General features: G+C 66.6%; 11 protein-coding genes. 1 reads left to right on the plus strand and 10 read right to left on the minus strand.

The annotated features are described in order from the left end of the window. Position 1: 1 nt before the first annotated feature. From K2R93_01055 to K2R93_01075, 5 genes are all read right to left on the minus strand, one after another. Complete coding sequence (locus K2R93_01055) at positions 2–784, minus strand: creatininase family protein (GenBank protein ID MBY0488401.1); 783 nt, start codon at positions 782–784, stop codon at positions 2–4. A gap of 8 nt (positions 785–792) precedes the next feature. Beyond that, a complete protein-coding gene (locus tag K2R93_01060) occupies positions 793–1,656 on the minus strand; it encodes a neutral zinc metallopeptidase (protein ID MBY0488402.1) in 864 nt (287 codons plus the stop codon). After that, positions 1,656–3,710, minus strand: coding sequence for a DUF3857 domain-containing transglutaminase family protein (locus tag K2R93_01065; GenBank protein ID MBY0488403.1), 2,055 nt, complete (start codon positions 3,708–3,710; stop codon positions 1,656–1,658). Before K2R93_01065 ends, K2R93_01060 begins: the two co-directional genes overlap by 1 nt. 144 nt (positions 3,711–3,854) lie before the next feature. Further along, positions 3,855–4,388: an HNH endonuclease gene (locus K2R93_01070; GenBank protein MBY0488404.1), complete on the minus strand. Its 534-nt coding sequence runs from the start codon at positions 4,386–4,388 to the stop codon at positions 3,855–3,857. A gap of 304 nt (positions 4,389–4,692) precedes the next feature. Next, positions 4,693–5,166: an HIT family protein gene (locus K2R93_01075; GenBank protein ID MBY0488405.1), complete on the minus strand. Its 474-nt coding sequence runs from the start codon at positions 5,164–5,166 to the stop codon at positions 4,693–4,695. Positions 5,167–5,385: 219 nt separating this feature from the next. Here K2R93_01075 and K2R93_01080 point away from each other — a divergent pair, with 219 nt between their 5' ends. After that, positions 5,386–7,527 carry a dehydrogenase E1 component subunit alpha/beta gene (locus K2R93_01080; GenBank protein MBY0488406.1) on the plus strand — a complete coding sequence of 714 codons (2,142 nt, stop codon included), beginning with the start codon at positions 5,386–5,388 and terminating at the stop codon, positions 7,525–7,527. An 89-nt stretch (positions 7,528–7,616) separates the two neighbouring features. On the opposite strand, the gene K2R93_01085 is transcribed toward K2R93_01080, so the two are convergent. From K2R93_01085 to K2R93_01105, 5 genes are all read right to left on the minus strand, one after another. Next, on the minus strand, positions 7,617–9,578 hold the full coding sequence (locus K2R93_01085) for an MCP four helix bundle domain-containing protein (protein ID MBY0488407.1): 1,962 nt from the start codon (positions 9,576–9,578) through the stop codon (positions 7,617–7,619). A 158-nt stretch (positions 9,579–9,736) separates the two neighbouring features. Then, on the minus strand, positions 9,737–10,759 hold the full coding sequence (locus K2R93_01090) for a DUF4412 domain-containing protein (GenBank protein MBY0488408.1): 1,023 nt from the start codon (positions 10,757–10,759) through the stop codon (positions 9,737–9,739). Positions 10,760–10,891: 132 nt separating this feature from the next. Next, complete coding sequence (locus tag K2R93_01095; protein ID MBY0488409.1) at positions 10,892–12,397, minus strand: hypothetical protein; 1,506 nt, start codon at positions 12,395–12,397, stop codon at positions 10,892–10,894. Between the two features lie 14 nt (positions 12,398–12,411). After that, positions 12,412–13,995: a hypothetical protein gene (locus K2R93_01100; GenBank protein MBY0488410.1), complete on the minus strand. Its 1,584-nt coding sequence runs from the start codon at positions 13,993–13,995 to the stop codon at positions 12,412–12,414. Beyond that, entirely contained in the window at positions 13,992–14,885 is an 894-nt protein-coding gene (locus K2R93_01105) for an ABC transporter ATP-binding protein (GenBank protein ID MBY0488411.1), read from the minus strand. Before K2R93_01105 ends, K2R93_01100 begins: the two co-directional genes overlap by 4 nt. Positions 14,886–14,887 lie beyond the last annotated feature (2 nt).

The following is a 14,887-nucleotide window of genomic DNA, read 5'->3' on the forward strand; positions in this document are numbered from 1 at the left end:
GTCACCCGTCGCGGTAGAGGGCCGCCGGGTCCGCGGTGGCCAACTCCTCGCAGAACTGCGCAATGCGGGCTACCGCCTGGGCGATGAAGGCCGCGCCCTTATCGGCTGTGGCTTCGTGCGGCCGCCCCACGCCGGTATCGTCGGTCACCTGCGTCCAGCGCCGCGGGATCCACGCCCACCCGCGCTGCACCCCCTCGAAGCGGCTGGGCCGCGCCTTTCCCTCCCCCCACGTGGTGCGGTCGGGGACCACGAGCTGGGGCGCCACATGCTGCACCGCAGCCGTCTCGAGTTCGCCCGCATGATCGCCCGCCTCGGCGAATGTGGCATGATCGCCGGCCTGCCACCAGTTCACGATGGCGAGGAGCAGCGGCGTCTCCGGCTGCAGCTCGCGCACGAGGGCGCGCAGTTCGTTGCCGCCGTGCGCGTTGAGCAACACGAGTGCCTTCACGCCGTGCGGCTCCAGACTGCGGATCACGTCGCGCAGCAGCGCCAGCTGCGTACTGGGCATCACGTTGATCGTGAAGCGCAGATCGAGCTGCGTGGTATTCACGCCGAAGGGAATCGCGGGGAGCGCCACGACACCGGTGCCGTTGGCCACACACGCGGCGGCGACCCGCGCGGCGACTTCGCCGCCAAGGATGGTATCGGTACCGTAGGGGAGATGCGTGTTGTGCGGCTCGGTAGCGCCGAAGGGCAGCAACGCCACCGGCCACGCCCCCTCACGCATGGCGGGCCAGGTCTGCTCCTGCAGTACCCCGGGGCGCGGCGCGTAGCTGCTTGGCATGGGCGCGCTCATCGGCTGAGCGCCGTGAAGGTGTCGCACGACCGCGCATCGCCGGAGTCGAAACCCTGCCGGAACCACTTGCGCCGGTCGGCCGAGGAGCCGTGGGTGAACGACTCCGGGCTCACCGCCCGGCCCGCCATCCGCTGCAGCCGATCATCCCCCACGGATTCGGCCGCCGAGAGCCCTTCGTCGATATCGCCCGGCTCGAGGATCCCCTGCCGCGCCGCCTCATGCGCCCACACCCCGGCGTAGCAATCGGCCTGCAGCTCCATCGCCACCGAGAACTGATTCTTCCGCCCGGGATTGCGCGACTGCAGCTGCCGCAGCTGTTGCTCGGTGCCGAGCAGATTCTGCACGTGATGACCGATCTCGTGCGCCAGCACATACGCCTGCGCAAAATCGCCGGGTGCGCCGAACTTGGTGTCGAGTTCGTTGAAGAAGCTGAGGTCGAGATAGACCTTCTGATCGCCGGGGCAATAGAACGGGCCACTCGCCGCCTGCCCCGTGCCGCAGGCCGTGGCGGTGACATCGCGATAGAGCACGAGCTTGGTGCGCTGGTACTGCGACATGGTGTGCGTCCAGGTGGACTGCGTGCTGTCGAGCACCATCGAGACAAACTGCACCATCTGCTCTTCGCGCGGATCGTTTAACGGAGCCACGGCGGCCGATGGCGCCGGCCCCACGCCACCACCGCCCAGGAACGGTGTGATCAGGTCGCGCTTGAACACGATGCTGAGCACCACCAGTACGAGCATGCCGCCGACGCCGAGGCGCATGCCACCGCCTCCGCCGCCGCCGAACCCCATGCCACCGCCGGAGCTCCCGCGGCGATCTTCGAGATCGTCGCTCCGCCCACCGGGACTCCACCGCATCAGCGTGCTCCTTCCGGGGCGCGCGTCGCCACCGGCTTCATCGTAAGAAATTCCTGATCGTCGGCGCCCACGGTGCGCAGCCAGACGAGCACTTCGATCATGCGCTCCGGCCCCACCACGCCGCGCTGCCCGGAGAGGCGCCGCACGAGCACCAGCTCCCGACCGCGCACGCTCCACTGGCTTTCATAATGCCCAAAGAAGCTGCGCGTATCGACCGGCGCCGGCAGGTCGACCGTCCACCCCTCGGGGAGCGTCACACGCCACTCGAGGGCGGTGGTCATGGTGGGCAGGATCCGCGCCCCGTCGATCGGCAGGCGCCGTGGGCCCGCCCCCTCCAACTCGCGCACGGCCGCGCGGAACTGGCGCGCCGGGCCGCGCATCACCAGCGGAATACTCAGCACCCGCGTGGTGCCCACGCGGCGCGCCGCATCGGTCACCCGAAGCGTGTAGCGCACATCCGGCGCCGCGGTGAGATCACGGCCATCGAATCCCACCAGCGAGTCAATACGCGCGTCGACGCCGCCGTCGGTGCCAATGATCGTCTGCGCAATCTGACGCGCCACGGCGGCGCGACGCACATCGTCGAGCGGCGTGGCGAACAGGGCCCGCGTACCGAGCGCGGGCGTCCCGGCGGCGCGCTCGCGCCCGCTCCCCACTGCGGTGCCGCTGGAGTCCATGCGATAGACCAACTGCAGCGATGCCGTGGTGGTAGTGGCGCTGCTGGCCGGCAGCGTAACCAGTTCGCCGTCGCCGGAAGCGGTGAGCCGTAGCGCCCGCCCGCCCTGATATGAGGGCGGCAGCTCGCCGTACGGCACGAGGTTGGCGGTGAGATCGGTGAACGTCCACGCGGCGCCATCCCGCACGGCGGCGATGGCATGATTGAACTGCGCGATGCTGGGCGCGCCCTCGATCACGCGCCCCGAGAGATGCAGCAGCACGGGCTGCGCCTCGATGCGGGCCCGGCGTAGCAGCGCCACAAACAGCGTCGCCTTGTCCTTGCAGTCTCCCACGCCCGACGCGAGGACCTCCTCGGCGCTGCGCGGCTGGTAGCTCCCCATGCCGAGCGCGACGCTCACGTAGCGAATGTCCTGCGCCACCCAGCGATGCCACGCCCGGATGCTGTCGGCGCGGGTCGCGGCTCGACTGGCGCTGATCACCGAATCGGCGGCGCGCTGTACTGCGGGCGGCAGCGCGTACCGACTGCGGGCGAGACTGTCGTACCAGCGCGCGAGATCGTTCCAGCTCGCCGGGCCGGCGACCGCGACCACTTGCTGCAGGTCGTTGGAGTCGGGCGCGAACGCCTCAGCCGGCACGGGATCCTGATCGGCGCTGCGCCAGATGAAGCGCCGGCGATTGCCGATCACCGGTTCCTGCCGGCGCACTACGAGATTGCGTTCCACGATGCGCGGCTCGTAGCCCACGGGCGCATCGACCACCAGCTGCGCACGACGCAGCGGGACCGGTCCGTTGAGCCCCCACTGCACGAAGAAATCGCCCGGGCGACGCGGGGCCCGTTCCTCGAGCGTGTAGGCCATGTCCACGATCACGCCGGCGGCGACGCCGGCGAGTGACACGCGCCGCACGCGCTGATCGCTGTAGACGGGATTGTTGAGCGCCGCCGCGAGATCCCCTTCCTGATCCTGCGCCGGCCGATCACTCACCACGCGCCCATCGGGGCGCAGCACGCGCGTCCAGTCCAGGCGCAGCGTCTGATGATCACGTGCGTACCCCAGCGCACGCTCGGCCACCTGCGGCGCCATCGCGGCATCGAGCAGTTGCACCACCTGACGCACCTGCTGGGTCCAGCGCCCATCGGGCTCTACGCGCAACACGCTTTCGTCGAGCAGGACCACTACGCCGCGCGCGCCAGCGCGGGCCGGATCGATGGCCAGCCGCACGATGCTGTCCGACGGCTGCGAGGCCAGCGACTGCGCGGCCGCGGTCGTGGCTGCGGTCGTGGTCACAGTCATCGCCACGCCGCCCAGCCGCGGGATGGAGCGCAGGAGCGGCCGCAGCGAACCCATCATGCACGAAAGCCAACGAGAACGGCGCATGCGCGGAAGATACCGCGCTGCGCCGTTTCGGTGTCGCCGCCGGTGAGGCGGTCAGATCTCGAGCAGAATGACGGTGGTCAGCAGGACCAGCAGCAGCAACGGCACGAGGGCGATGGGTTTGACGACGCGGGGCATAATGGTCGCCTACGCTGCCAGATCGGTCTCGCGCGCGCAGGCGAGACTCACCGCCCGACGCGCCCCACGCTTGAGTGCGCGGTGCACGTTGCGCGCAAAGCGCACGAAGTTGAGCCCGGCCCACGGATGCCGAGCGAAGAACTCGAACGGCAGCAGGTCACCCTTGAGCCGGTTGCACGGCCCGCAGGCGGCCACGACGTTGCCCGGATCGTGCGCCCCACCGCGTGCCAGCGGCACGACATGATCGAGCGTGGCCGTGTGCTGGTCGAGGGGGGTGGCGCAGTACACACAGCGCTGGCTGCAGTCGCGGAGCGCCCCTTTGCGCAGCGCGCGCTTCATCGCGACATGCAGCATGACGCCGCGGGCCACCTGGGCCTGTCGGGAGCGCGGCGCCGTCTGCTTGCGGCCACGCGCATCGCGGGTCGCCCGCGTGCGCACGGCGGCGCGTCGGGAAGGGCGTCCGCCGCGGGCGGTGCCCCCGCGGTCGGTGCCGCTGCGGTCGGTCCCGCTGCGGCTGAGCTTGAGCGTCGGTCGTTTCGCCATGCCTATGCCCCTCGCAAAGACGACGCCCCGGCGGAGATCAGCGATCTCGCGTCGGGGCGTTGAGGAGCGAAGGCGGCGGAGGGAGCGACCGGTGCCGACAGACGCGGCGACCGGTGGAGCGCCCGGCCCGCGACCGCATGGTCGCCGGTGCCGAGGAGCGCAGGGGTGCTGCCGCGAGTGGAACGCATCATCCTCCAGAAGGACTGGGTGGACCACGCAAACCGCTGTCGCGAGTATTGATCACGGATCTGCTCCCGTCAAGTAGCTTTGTGATGCCGCTACGTCACGGGAGTGTCCGGCCGGCTTAGCTCCGCTTCATCGGATCCCGAAGCATTGAGCCGATCCGGGCGGCCATGGCGTCGAGTTGCTGCCGGTTCGGCATCTCGGACCCCGGGAACGGCAGCGGCACATCAAAGCCGTCGCCATCCTTTCGTGGGATCAGATGGATGTGGTAGTGCATCACGTTCTGGCCGGCCGCCTGCCCCGAGTTCACGACGATGTTCATGTCGCTGGCGCCCGCCGCCGTCTGCACGACCGGAATGAGCTTCACGGCCGTCTGGTACAGATGGAGCCCGACGTCCCCGGGGATGTCCTGCAGGGTCTCGTAGTGCTCCCGCGGGACCACCAGCACGTGACCCGGGTTGACCGGTTGGATGTCGAGGAAGGCGATCGCCGTGGAGTCTTCATAGCAGATGGAGACTTCGGCGGCGCCGCGGATCAGGTCACAGAAAATGCAGTGGCCAGTGGACGGCTTCATCGGTGCGGTGGGCGCTTGCATGCGTGCAATTGGGGAGGAACGAGTAGGCAACGTGCGTTCCGGACCAACGCGCGGCAAGCGGCGGCTGATCCCGTCGGCGGAATACGCACCGGCGGCCAGCACCCCGGGGCGGCGGGACGTATCCCAGCGGGCTGGCCGGCCGTCAAGCCCTGTGGTTCGCCGGCCGCGCCGCTAATTTCCGCCCGTTAGCATTTCCGCCGCTTTTTCCCAGGGTTTTCGATGGCTACGTCCACCCGTCCGAGCCGCGTCCGCAAGGGCGCCGGCGCCGAGTCCGCCGGCAGCGCGCCTGCGCTCACGCCCGAGCAGCTGCTGCAGGCGTACCGCACCATGTACACGTCGCGGCGCCTCGACGACAAGGAAATCCAGCTGAAGCGGCAGAACCGGATCTTCTTCCAGATCTCCGGCGCCGGCCACGAAGCGCTCGCCGCGGCCGCCGGCCACGTGCTCCGCCCGGCGCACGACTGGTTCTATCTGTACTACCGTGACCGCGCCCTCATGCTGCAGCTGGGGATGTCGCCGGCCGAGATGCTGTACAGCGCCGTCGGCGCCGCGATCGACCCGAACTCGGGCGGCCGCCAGATGCCCAGCCACTGGGGCAAGAAGGAGCTGAACGTCGTGTCGGTGAGCTCCCCGACCGGGACGCAGTTCCTCCAGGCGGTCGGCGCCGCCGAAGCGACGCTACGGGCCAGCCAGCTCGGCATCACCGATGGCTTCCCGGGCGATGAAGTCGTGCTCGTCACCACCGGCGACGGCACCACGTCGGAAGGCGAGTTCTGGGAGTCGCTCAACACGGCGACCAACCTCAAGCTGCCGATCGTCTACCTCGTCGAAGACAACGGCTACGCGATCTCGGTGCCGGTCGAGGTGAACACCGCCGGCGGCTCGATCTCCAAGGTCGTCTCCGGCTTCCCCGATCTCTACATCCAGGAAGTCGATGGCTGCGACTTCCTCGCGTCGTACGAGGTCCTGCACCGCGCCGTCCAGCATGCCCGCGAGCGGAAGGGCCCGGCGTTCGTGCACGCCAAGGTGATCCGCCCGTACTCACACTCGCTCTCGGACGACGAAGTGTTCTATCGCCCGCCCGAAGAGCGCGACGCCGACGCGGCGCGTGATCCGCTCAAGACCTTCCCGGCGTTCCTGCTGGCCGAAGGCTACGCGACCGAAGCTGAGCTGCAGGCCATCCGCGACGAAGCCGACGCCGAGATTCTGGCGGCCACCGACGACGCGCTCGCGCAGCCGATGCCGGGCGCCGACACGGTCATGTACGCGGTCTACTCGCCCGATGTGGATCCGACCTCGGAGCGCTTCGACACCGAGGACGATCCGCAGTTCAGCGGTGAGCCCACCACGATGGTGGACCTGCTCAACGCCTGCATGCGCGACGAAATGGCGCGCGACGAACGCATCCTGGTCTTCGGCGAAGATGTGGCCGACGTGTCGCGCGATCAGTACCTCGGCAAGGTCAAGGGCAAGGGCGGCGTATTCAAGGTGACACACGGCCTGCAGACCAAGTACGGCAGCGCGCGCGTGTACAACTCGCCGCTCGCCGAAGCCAACATTCTGGGCCGCGCGATCGGTCTCGCGCACCGCGGCTACAAGCCGGTGGTCGAAATTCAGTTCTTCGATTACATCTGGCCGGCGTTCATGCAGATCCGTGACGAGCTCGCCACCATGCGCTGGCGCTCGAACAACGCGTGGGCGAGCCCGGTGGTGGTGCGCACCACGTACGGCGGCTACATCCGCGGCGCCATCTATCACTCGCAGACCGGCGCATCGCTTTTCACACACAACCCCGGACTCCGGGTCGTGTGCCCGAGCAACGCACTCGACGCGAACGGCCTGCTCCGCACGGCCATCCGCTGCGACGATCCGGTGATCTTCCTCGAGCACAAGCACCTGTATCGCCAGACGTACAACAAGGCGCAGTATCCCGGCCCGAACTTCATGATCCCGTTCGGCAAGGCGAACATTCTGCGCGAAGGCAGCGACGTCACGCTCGTGACGTACGGCGCCACGGTGCAGCGCGCGCTGGTGGCGGCCAAGCAGCTGGCCGAAGAAGGGGGGCCGAGCGTGGAAGTGATCGACCTTCGCACGCTCTCGCCGTGGGACAAGGAAACGGTATTCGCCAGCGTGAAGAAGACCGGCCGCGTGATCGTGGGCACCGAAGACTCGCTCTCCTGGGGCTACGGCGCCGAGATCGCCGCCGCGATCGCCGACGAGTGCTTCGCGTGGCTCGACGCCCCGGTGAAGCGCGTTGCCAGCGCCGACACCTGGGTCGGCTACGCGCCGAGCCTCGAAGACGCGACGCTGCCGCAGGTGAGCACGTTCCGGGAGGCGTACCTGGACATCGTGAAGTTCTAGGCGCCCGAACACCCACGACCCAGAACCAAAAACCCGAAGCCCTGAACTGATCGGTTCAGGGTTTCGGGTTTTTGGTTGTGCGTTCTGTGTTAGGCCACCCGCTTCAGCGTTCGCCCCCCCGCTGCACTCAGCTTGAACTCCCCCACCAACGCCGCCAGCATCTGGCTCTGCCCGGCCAGCTCTTCGCTGGCGCTGGAGCTCTCTTCGGCGCTGGCCGCCACGCTCTGGGTGACGGCGTTCATCTGCCCCATCGCCAGGTTGACCTGACCGACGCCTTCGCGCTGGCCTTCGGAGGCGGTGGTGATGTCGCCCACGGCGTCGTAGACGCCCTCGACCTGTTTGTCGATCTGCGTGAGGCGCCCTTCGACCTGCCGCGTCAGCTCGGCGCCGCGTTTGGCGCTGGTGACGCTCTGTTCGATGAGCGCGGCGGTCTGGCGGGCGGCATCGGCGGACCGAATGGCGAGCGCGCGGACCTCCTCCGCCACGACCGCGAAGCCCTTGCCGGCGTCGCCCGCGCGCGCCGCTTCAACGGCGGCGTTGAGCGCCAGCAGGTTGGTCTGGAACGAAATGCTGTCGATGCTCTTCACGATCTGCGCCGTTTCGTTGGCCGAGCGGCCAATCTCTTCGACCGCCGTGAGCAACTGCTGCATGGCCTGCACGCCGGCTTGCGTGGTCTCACGGGCCTGCGTGGCCTGCACCTGCACAGCGCGTGACGAGGACGCATTGCGCTCGGCGGAGCCTCCGAGTTCCGCCAGGCTCGCGGAGGTCTCTTCGAGCGACGCCGCCTGTTCGCTCGCGCCCTGCGCCAGCGACTGACTGGTCGTAGCGATCTGGTTGGCGGCGCTCGCGATCTGCGAGGTGGAGGCCGCCACATTCTCCATGGTGGCGCGCAGCGCGTCGATGGCGCGGTTGAGCGCGTCCTTGATCTGTGCGTGATCGCCGCGATACTGCCCGTCGACATGCACCGTCAGGTCGCGATCGGCCAGCCGTTGCAGCACGGCAGCCGCTTCCTGGACCGGCTGGATCACCGCATCAAGCGTGGCATTGAAACCGCCGATCAGTTCCTTGAACGCGCCATGGAACTTGGCGGCGTCCCCACGCGTGCTCAGCTGGCCGTCGGTACCCGCCTTGGCGAGCCGAAGGCTTTCATCGATCAGCCCCTGCAGCGTGTGCTGCAGCGCGCCAAAGCTGCGTCCGAGTTCGTCGCGCTCACTGCGCGCCTGCACCGGCATCGAGAGATCACCTTGGGCAATGCGCGTGGCGGCGGTGGCCAGTGCCTGCTGCGCCGTAATCATCTCCACGAAGGCCTGCGACAGCACACCCGTCTCGTCCTTGCGGGCGATGGGCGTGATCATGGTGATGTCGCCAATGGCGAGCTGACGGGCCGACTGTGCCATGGCCTGGAGCGGACGGCCAATGAGCCGCGCCAGCGATATCCCCGCACTGATCGCCACGAACACCGAGAAGATCACCAGCCCCACGATGAGCCACGTGGATTCACTCGCGGCGGCGGCGTTGGTAGTGGCGACCGTATCGGCATCCAGCACCTTCGCGTCCATCACGTCCTCGAAACTCTGTTCGACGCGCTTGGCGGCCGCGAGCGCGTCGCCGTTGAGCACGGCCACCGCGGCGGCCTGCTTCCCGGCGCGCGCGAAGGCGAGGATGCTGTCCTGATAGGGCAGGAAGGCCTGTCGATTCTGCTTGAGCGTATCGAACTCGGCGCGGATCTGCGCATCGATCAGTGACGGCTCGAACTTGGCGAGAATCGAGTCGATCGCCCGATTGAGCGACGCCAGCGTTGCGACGCGCTCGTCCAGCTTGGCGGGCGTCGGCGAGTTGTAGATCGCATCGCGCAGATTCACGCGCGTGCGCTGGAAGTTCTTGGCGGCGTTACCAATATCACCGAGCGGCACGGTGATGTCGCGGTACAGCGTTGCGTCGGCCTGCGACATCTGACGCATGGTGCGAATGCTTTCGACACCGGCGACGGCGGCACTCAGCGCGACGATCGCAAAAGCGATCAGCAGTTTCGCACTGATAGAGCGATCCAAATACCACTGCATAACAGTTCCCCGGACGGGACTGACACTGACCGAGCGCTGTGAACTACGTCGCCCAGCAGACGCTTCGGCGCATCACTCGGTTGTGTCGTCCCGTCCGGGGCCGGGCTATATAAAGGAAACCCTGACGCCGTGCGCGTGCCGAATGCTCACATCGGGGGCTTCTTTTTGAACATGCCGCCCAGTCCTTGCTTGAGCGCATCCTTCGCGCTGGGCTTCTCTTCCTTCTTCTTCTCGTCCTTCTTGCCGTCCTTCTCCTCGTCGGCTTTGGCGGCACTATCAGCCTGCGCCTTGACGCCGTTCACCACCTGCTGGAGATCGGTGACCTTGTAGTCGGCCGGGACTTCATAAATGCTCATGTCGATGGCACCATTCGACAGCTCGGTCACTTCCATCGTGAGCGTATCGATCGTCGCCTTGCCCTTCTTGTCCACGGCGGTGCTGTAGGTGACCGTCTTGAGCGCCATGCCCGTCTTGCCGTACTCGTTCTGGTACTTGGCCATCTGCGCTGCGAGTTCGGGATTGGTGCTCTTCACGCCACTGGCAAAGCTCTTCGACCACTTCTCGAGCGACCCGGGATCCATCTTGATGCCGCTCGCGATCCACTGATCGCTGGTGTCGGTGGTGGTGACCTTGTTGTTCATCATGAGCACCTTGGTCTCCACCGTGCTGGTGTAGAAGGTGCGCACCTTGCGGGTCTTGTAGCCGAGGATCACTTCGCCCGCGCCCAGATCCTGGAAGCGGAACGACTGATCGGAGTACGAGATCTTGAGCATCGGGTTGTTGGCCATCGCGCCCAAGCCGCTGCCCATGAGCTCGGCGCTCATGATCATGGCCTGCTTCTCGTTCGGGTCCACCATGATGAACTGCGCCGGATCGCCCTTCACGATGACGTACCCGCCCTTCTTGCCCATGGGCGTCGTCCCTTCGAGGTAGTCCATGCGGACATTCCCCTCCGCAATGCGGACGGTGGCAAAGAAGCTCTTGGCTTCTCGCTGCTTCTTGTCCGACGCCGTGGAAGAGACGCGATACTTGAAGGTGAGGCCCGTCGCGCGCGGGGCGGCGACGGGGGAAGGCGTGACGGGCTTGGCCGGGCGCGGCGCCGGCTTGGCCGCGCTGAGGAGCGCCACGCCGGCGAGGGTGCCGGCGGCTATGCGAGCGAGCTGAACCATGCGGAATCGACTCGGGGTGAGAGGATGCCGCAAAGGTATGGGTTGATGAAGAAGAGGCAACCTCGGCGGGAAAGGCGGTTGAGGGTGCACCGCGCTCCTGAAGCCTCCTGTTGTTGTGGGGAACTGAGGCCCCTATCGCCGAACCGGCGGCTCGAAGTGCGCCGATGCGCGGTGCTCAAGCACATCGACAAGCTTCCATTCGCGCAGAACCAGCCTCATTTCGTCAGCGGCAAAGCGCGGCGGACCGTCGCCAAGCAGCGCCTTCTGGCGGATTCGCCGAATGCCCGGGAAAACAATGCCGCTTTCCTCGACCAAGGCGTATCTCGTCTCTAGTGGCGTGCAGCAGCCGTGCTGAGTACTCGCGACCGATAATTCGAGATACTGCAGGGGATTTAACTCGGCGGCCACCGGCATCTGTACGCCTCCGCTGAGGTCGCCCAGGAACAACCAAGTGTGTACCCGCTCGTGGGCATCGCCTCGACTTGAATCAAGCAGGAGACCAATTCGGCGAGACCGATGCTGAAACACGGTCCCGATTCTTAGTGGCGCGCTGATCGAATCGCCCAGACGGAATTGCGCCGCGAGGATCGAAGCATCGAGGCTTCCGCCCGATACCAGCGGGCGCGGCGACTGTAAGAGGAGCACCCCGGAGCGCACGAGCTTCCTGCGCAGCGATCGCATATCCCCGCGATCCGTCAGGTCGCGCATCGCCCCTCTCGAATCGGCCGGCTCATTTTCACGAACTTCTCCGACGAAGTACGCGGTGTCGATCCGATTGGTCCGCAAGAGGTACTGCCCTCGGGCGACCTCGGGTAGGATCCCGGTGCTGTCCGTCTGTCCGTTGACATGATAAGCCACCCGCAGTCGGATGGAGTCTTCAAGGCTGACGGAATCAATGACCCACGCGTCCCGCACCGCGCGAAGAGCGCCCGGGTCACCGCCACGCCCCAGCGTCAACAGCAACGTGAACACCCGAAAAAGCAATAGCAGAACGACAGCGCTTCGCGCCCACACAACACTCGGGCGCCGCAGGTAAACCCAGCCGACGATTGCAACCGGAGCGAGCAGACTGATCCGATACAGCGCAGTGAGCACCGCCGGATTCAGCGGCGCCCGCACGCCAACCGAAAACCCGAAGGCGGCGTTGTATAACAGCAGACTACTGAGTCCCGTGAACAGCATGACGACGAGTGTGCCTACAACGATTCCGCGAATGCTGCGGGAGACGGCCCCGACCGCCATCGCAACGAGCAGCCAACTCAGGACCATCTGCGCGCTCAGCACGAGATCGCCGAAGGCCCGTTCGATCGGCACGCCTCCGCGCACCTGCACCACCCATTGCATAGCAAGCGGTACACCAAAGAAGCACACCAGCGCCGCAATCAATTTTGCCAGAAATAGGCTCGCGGCGTCGATTGGCCTGCCCACCCAATGCGCCGTCGCATCCAGCGGAGCGTCGCTGACCATCAGAACGGCAACGGCCACACCGGCGACGACCAGCACGAAGACCGGAATCACGGCGACTCCGGTGCCCCATACGTCGAACGCGGCGGCGCTTGCTGCGAGCACGGACAGCGCTCCAATGGCCGCGAGCCACCAAATGGCCCGTTTGAGTTCCCACCGCAGTAGGTGAAGCACGTGCCCAGGCGACGTCACGGGAAGCGCCCTAGCTGGGTCGCAGGTGCAAACGTCGCGCGCACCTGAGCGCGTTGGGGCGCCGACAGTCGAAACACCTCGAGACTATCGACCGATCGGGCGGCAAGCGGCGGAGGGGTAAAGCTGAGAGTCTCCACACGCTTGTACAATCCCGGAAGGATCATGGCGCTGTACATGGAATTGGATCCATTCATGGATACCGCCTCTGCGTTCGCGCGTCCGTTCCTCCACAAGCGCGTCGCGTAATGTCCAAAGAAGAGAGGATCTTCTGACGATTCGTCGATCGGCGGAGCGGCTCCGATCGACGTGCGTACCAGTCCCCATTCCAGACGCCCCTCTGCGAGCTGCTGCTCAACGTGCCACTGCACTGGCCCACGGCTTGGCGCGGCACCGGCCCGCAAGGAGAGCCTCCCTTCGGGTGTGGCGGAGAACGTCGCGACTGTTCCGCTCAGTGAGAGCTTCTGGACTCTCGAGAGCGCGGTATCAACGGTCGCCACGACGAGAACACCCGTCGCGTGGCGCACGCCAGCGGCGTCAGGTGCCGAAAAGAACAGATCACGAGTCGTCGACGCACCACTTCCGGAGCTCGACATCCCGTTCATTCGAAACTCCACACGCCCTGCTCCCGACGCATCCGTGATTGAGATGGAATCAGCCGAGTGACGTGACGGCACGACTCGCGCCCCGGACACCTGATTTGCCCCGACCAGATTGAATACCGTGCTGAGGCCCTCGGTGCGCACGAACAGATTCGAGAGCCGAACACCATCAGCGCGACCGACGGTGGAAAGATGAAACGCGACGCGCAATACGTGCGGCTGTTCGAACGAAACCGAATCGATGGTCATCGGGAGCGAGTCGCGAATGATGGCACTTCTAGCGCTTCTGCTCATGCCGGGGCGGTACAGCTGTGACTTCGTGCTCACCAGACTTTCGAGCACTGTCACACACAGCATCGCCGTCGCCGCCGCCCGAGGTGACCACTTCCAGCGATAGAGCGCCGCAACAATGATCGTCAGCGCAAGCGAGGCGACCCACGGGACCTCAGGGTTGCTCCACCAAGCGGAGCTGTGCAGCGCCCAACTGGCAAGTGCATTGACCAGCAGCGACGCCAACCAAACGGCTCCACACGCGACCAGACTGGTCGTCGCCGCGCCCCAACACAGCCAGCCGAACACGAGCGCACCGACTCCAACCACGATTCCGCCGAGGTGTGCGAGGCGCACGGGCATCGGCTCCTGGAACTGCGATAGCGGCCCAACAGCGAGAACCAAGGACGGGACGCCAATCGCGAGCGTCAGCACCATCATCTTGCTGACCGGCACGGCCCACCAGCGAATGGGCCGTCCACGGTAGAACGCGTCTGGTGACAGCGGCGCATCGCCTTGCACGGTCACAATCACCGAGAGCGGAATAAGTAGCCCTCCGAGCGCCGTGATCCAAAAGGTTGGATCAGTGGTCCACGTGCGCATCGAGACGCCCGTCTGGACGGCAAGCAGCACGCTCACACTCACGATCCACCACCGCATCCGTACCAGATCCCACTTCGCCAGGTGCCAGACCATGCGCCACGCGTTCATGCGCCCGCCTGCACCGCGAGATACAGCTCTTTCAGCGTCAGCGGTCGTGCGGGCTGCTCCAGGACTGCGCCAGCGAACAGGTCCGGTGTCAGCCTTTCACTGGCCGGCACCACCGCCATCAATCGCTGCCCCGCCCGCTCCACCTGCTTCCACGAATCCGGCACGCGCACGTCGCTCGCCGCCCCATTCAACGTGAACTCCACGCGCCGGTACATCTCCCGCAACTGCTCCACCGGCCCTTCCAGCTGCAGCTTCGCCCCCTTCAGGAACCCCGCGTAGTCCACCACCGTGTCCACCTCGGCGATGTCATGCGTGCTCATGAGCACACTCCACCCCTCGTCGCCGGCGACATCGAGCAGGCCTCGCACCAGCTCGTCCTTCACCGCGACGTCCATGCCGGTGAAGGGCTCGTCCATCAGCAACACCTTGGGACGCGGCGCGAGCGCGCAGAGCAGCGCCGCCTTCATGCGCTGCCCGCGCGACATCTTGCCGAGCTTCTGCTTGGGGTCGAGATCGAAGCGCTCACGCAGCGATGCCGCGAGCGCCGTGTCCCACGTGGGATAGAGCGGCGCGCAGTACGCCTCGAGCTGCTCCTCACGCATCCAGTCGGGGAGCTGCTGCCCTTCGGCCACGTAAGCGATCTGCTGCCGCTGCGCGAGCGTGAGCTTGCTTACGGGTGTGCCAAAGATCTCCACCGACCCGGCACGCGCGCGCTCCACACCAATCAGCAGCCGCAGCAGCGTGGTCTTGCCGGCGCCGTTTGCGCCGAGCAGCACATACATCGCCCCCTCGGGGACGGTGAGGTCGAGCTGGTCGAGCACCACCTTGCGCCCGTAGCGATGCGAAACGCCGCGCAACGCAATCGCGGCGCGCACTGACTCATTGGCCATGC

The organism is Gemmatimonadaceae bacterium, from assembly GCA_019752115.1.
Classification (GTDB): Bacteria; Gemmatimonadota; Gemmatimonadetes; order Gemmatimonadales; family Gemmatimonadaceae; genus Gemmatimonas.

Excerpts from the sequence above, each read along its gene's own strand:
- K2R93_01055 (MBY0488401.1), bottom strand. The coding sequence starts at position 784 with ATGCCAAGCAGCTACGCGCCGCGCCCCGGGGTACTGCAGGAGCAGACC.
- K2R93_01060 (MBY0488402.1), bottom strand. The coding sequence starts at position 1,656 with ATGCGGTGGAGTCCCGGTGGGCGGAGCGACGATCTCGAAGATCGCCGC.
- K2R93_01065 (MBY0488403.1), bottom strand. The coding sequence starts at position 3,710 with ATGCGCCGTTCTCGTTGGCTTTCGTGCATGATGGGTTCGCTGCGGCCG.
- K2R93_01070 (MBY0488404.1), bottom strand. The coding sequence starts at position 4,388 with ATGGCGAAACGACCGACGCTCAAGCTCAGCCGCAGCGGGACCGACCGC.
- K2R93_01075 (MBY0488405.1), bottom strand. The coding sequence starts at position 5,166 with ATGCAAGCGCCCACCGCACCGATGAAGCCGTCCACTGGCCACTGCATT.
- K2R93_01080 (MBY0488406.1), top strand. The coding sequence starts at position 5,386 with ATGGCTACGTCCACCCGTCCGAGCCGCGTCCGCAAGGGCGCCGGCGCC.
- K2R93_01090 (MBY0488408.1), bottom strand. The coding sequence starts at position 10,759 with ATGGTTCAGCTCGCTCGCATAGCCGCCGGCACCCTCGCCGGCGTGGCG.
- K2R93_01100 (MBY0488410.1), bottom strand. The coding sequence starts at position 13,995 with ATGAACGCGTGGCGCATGGTCTGGCACCTGGCGAAGTGGGATCTGGTA.
- K2R93_01105 (MBY0488411.1), bottom strand. The coding sequence starts at position 14,885 with ATGGCCAATGAGTCAGTGCGCGCCGCGATTGCGTTGCGCGGCGTTTCG.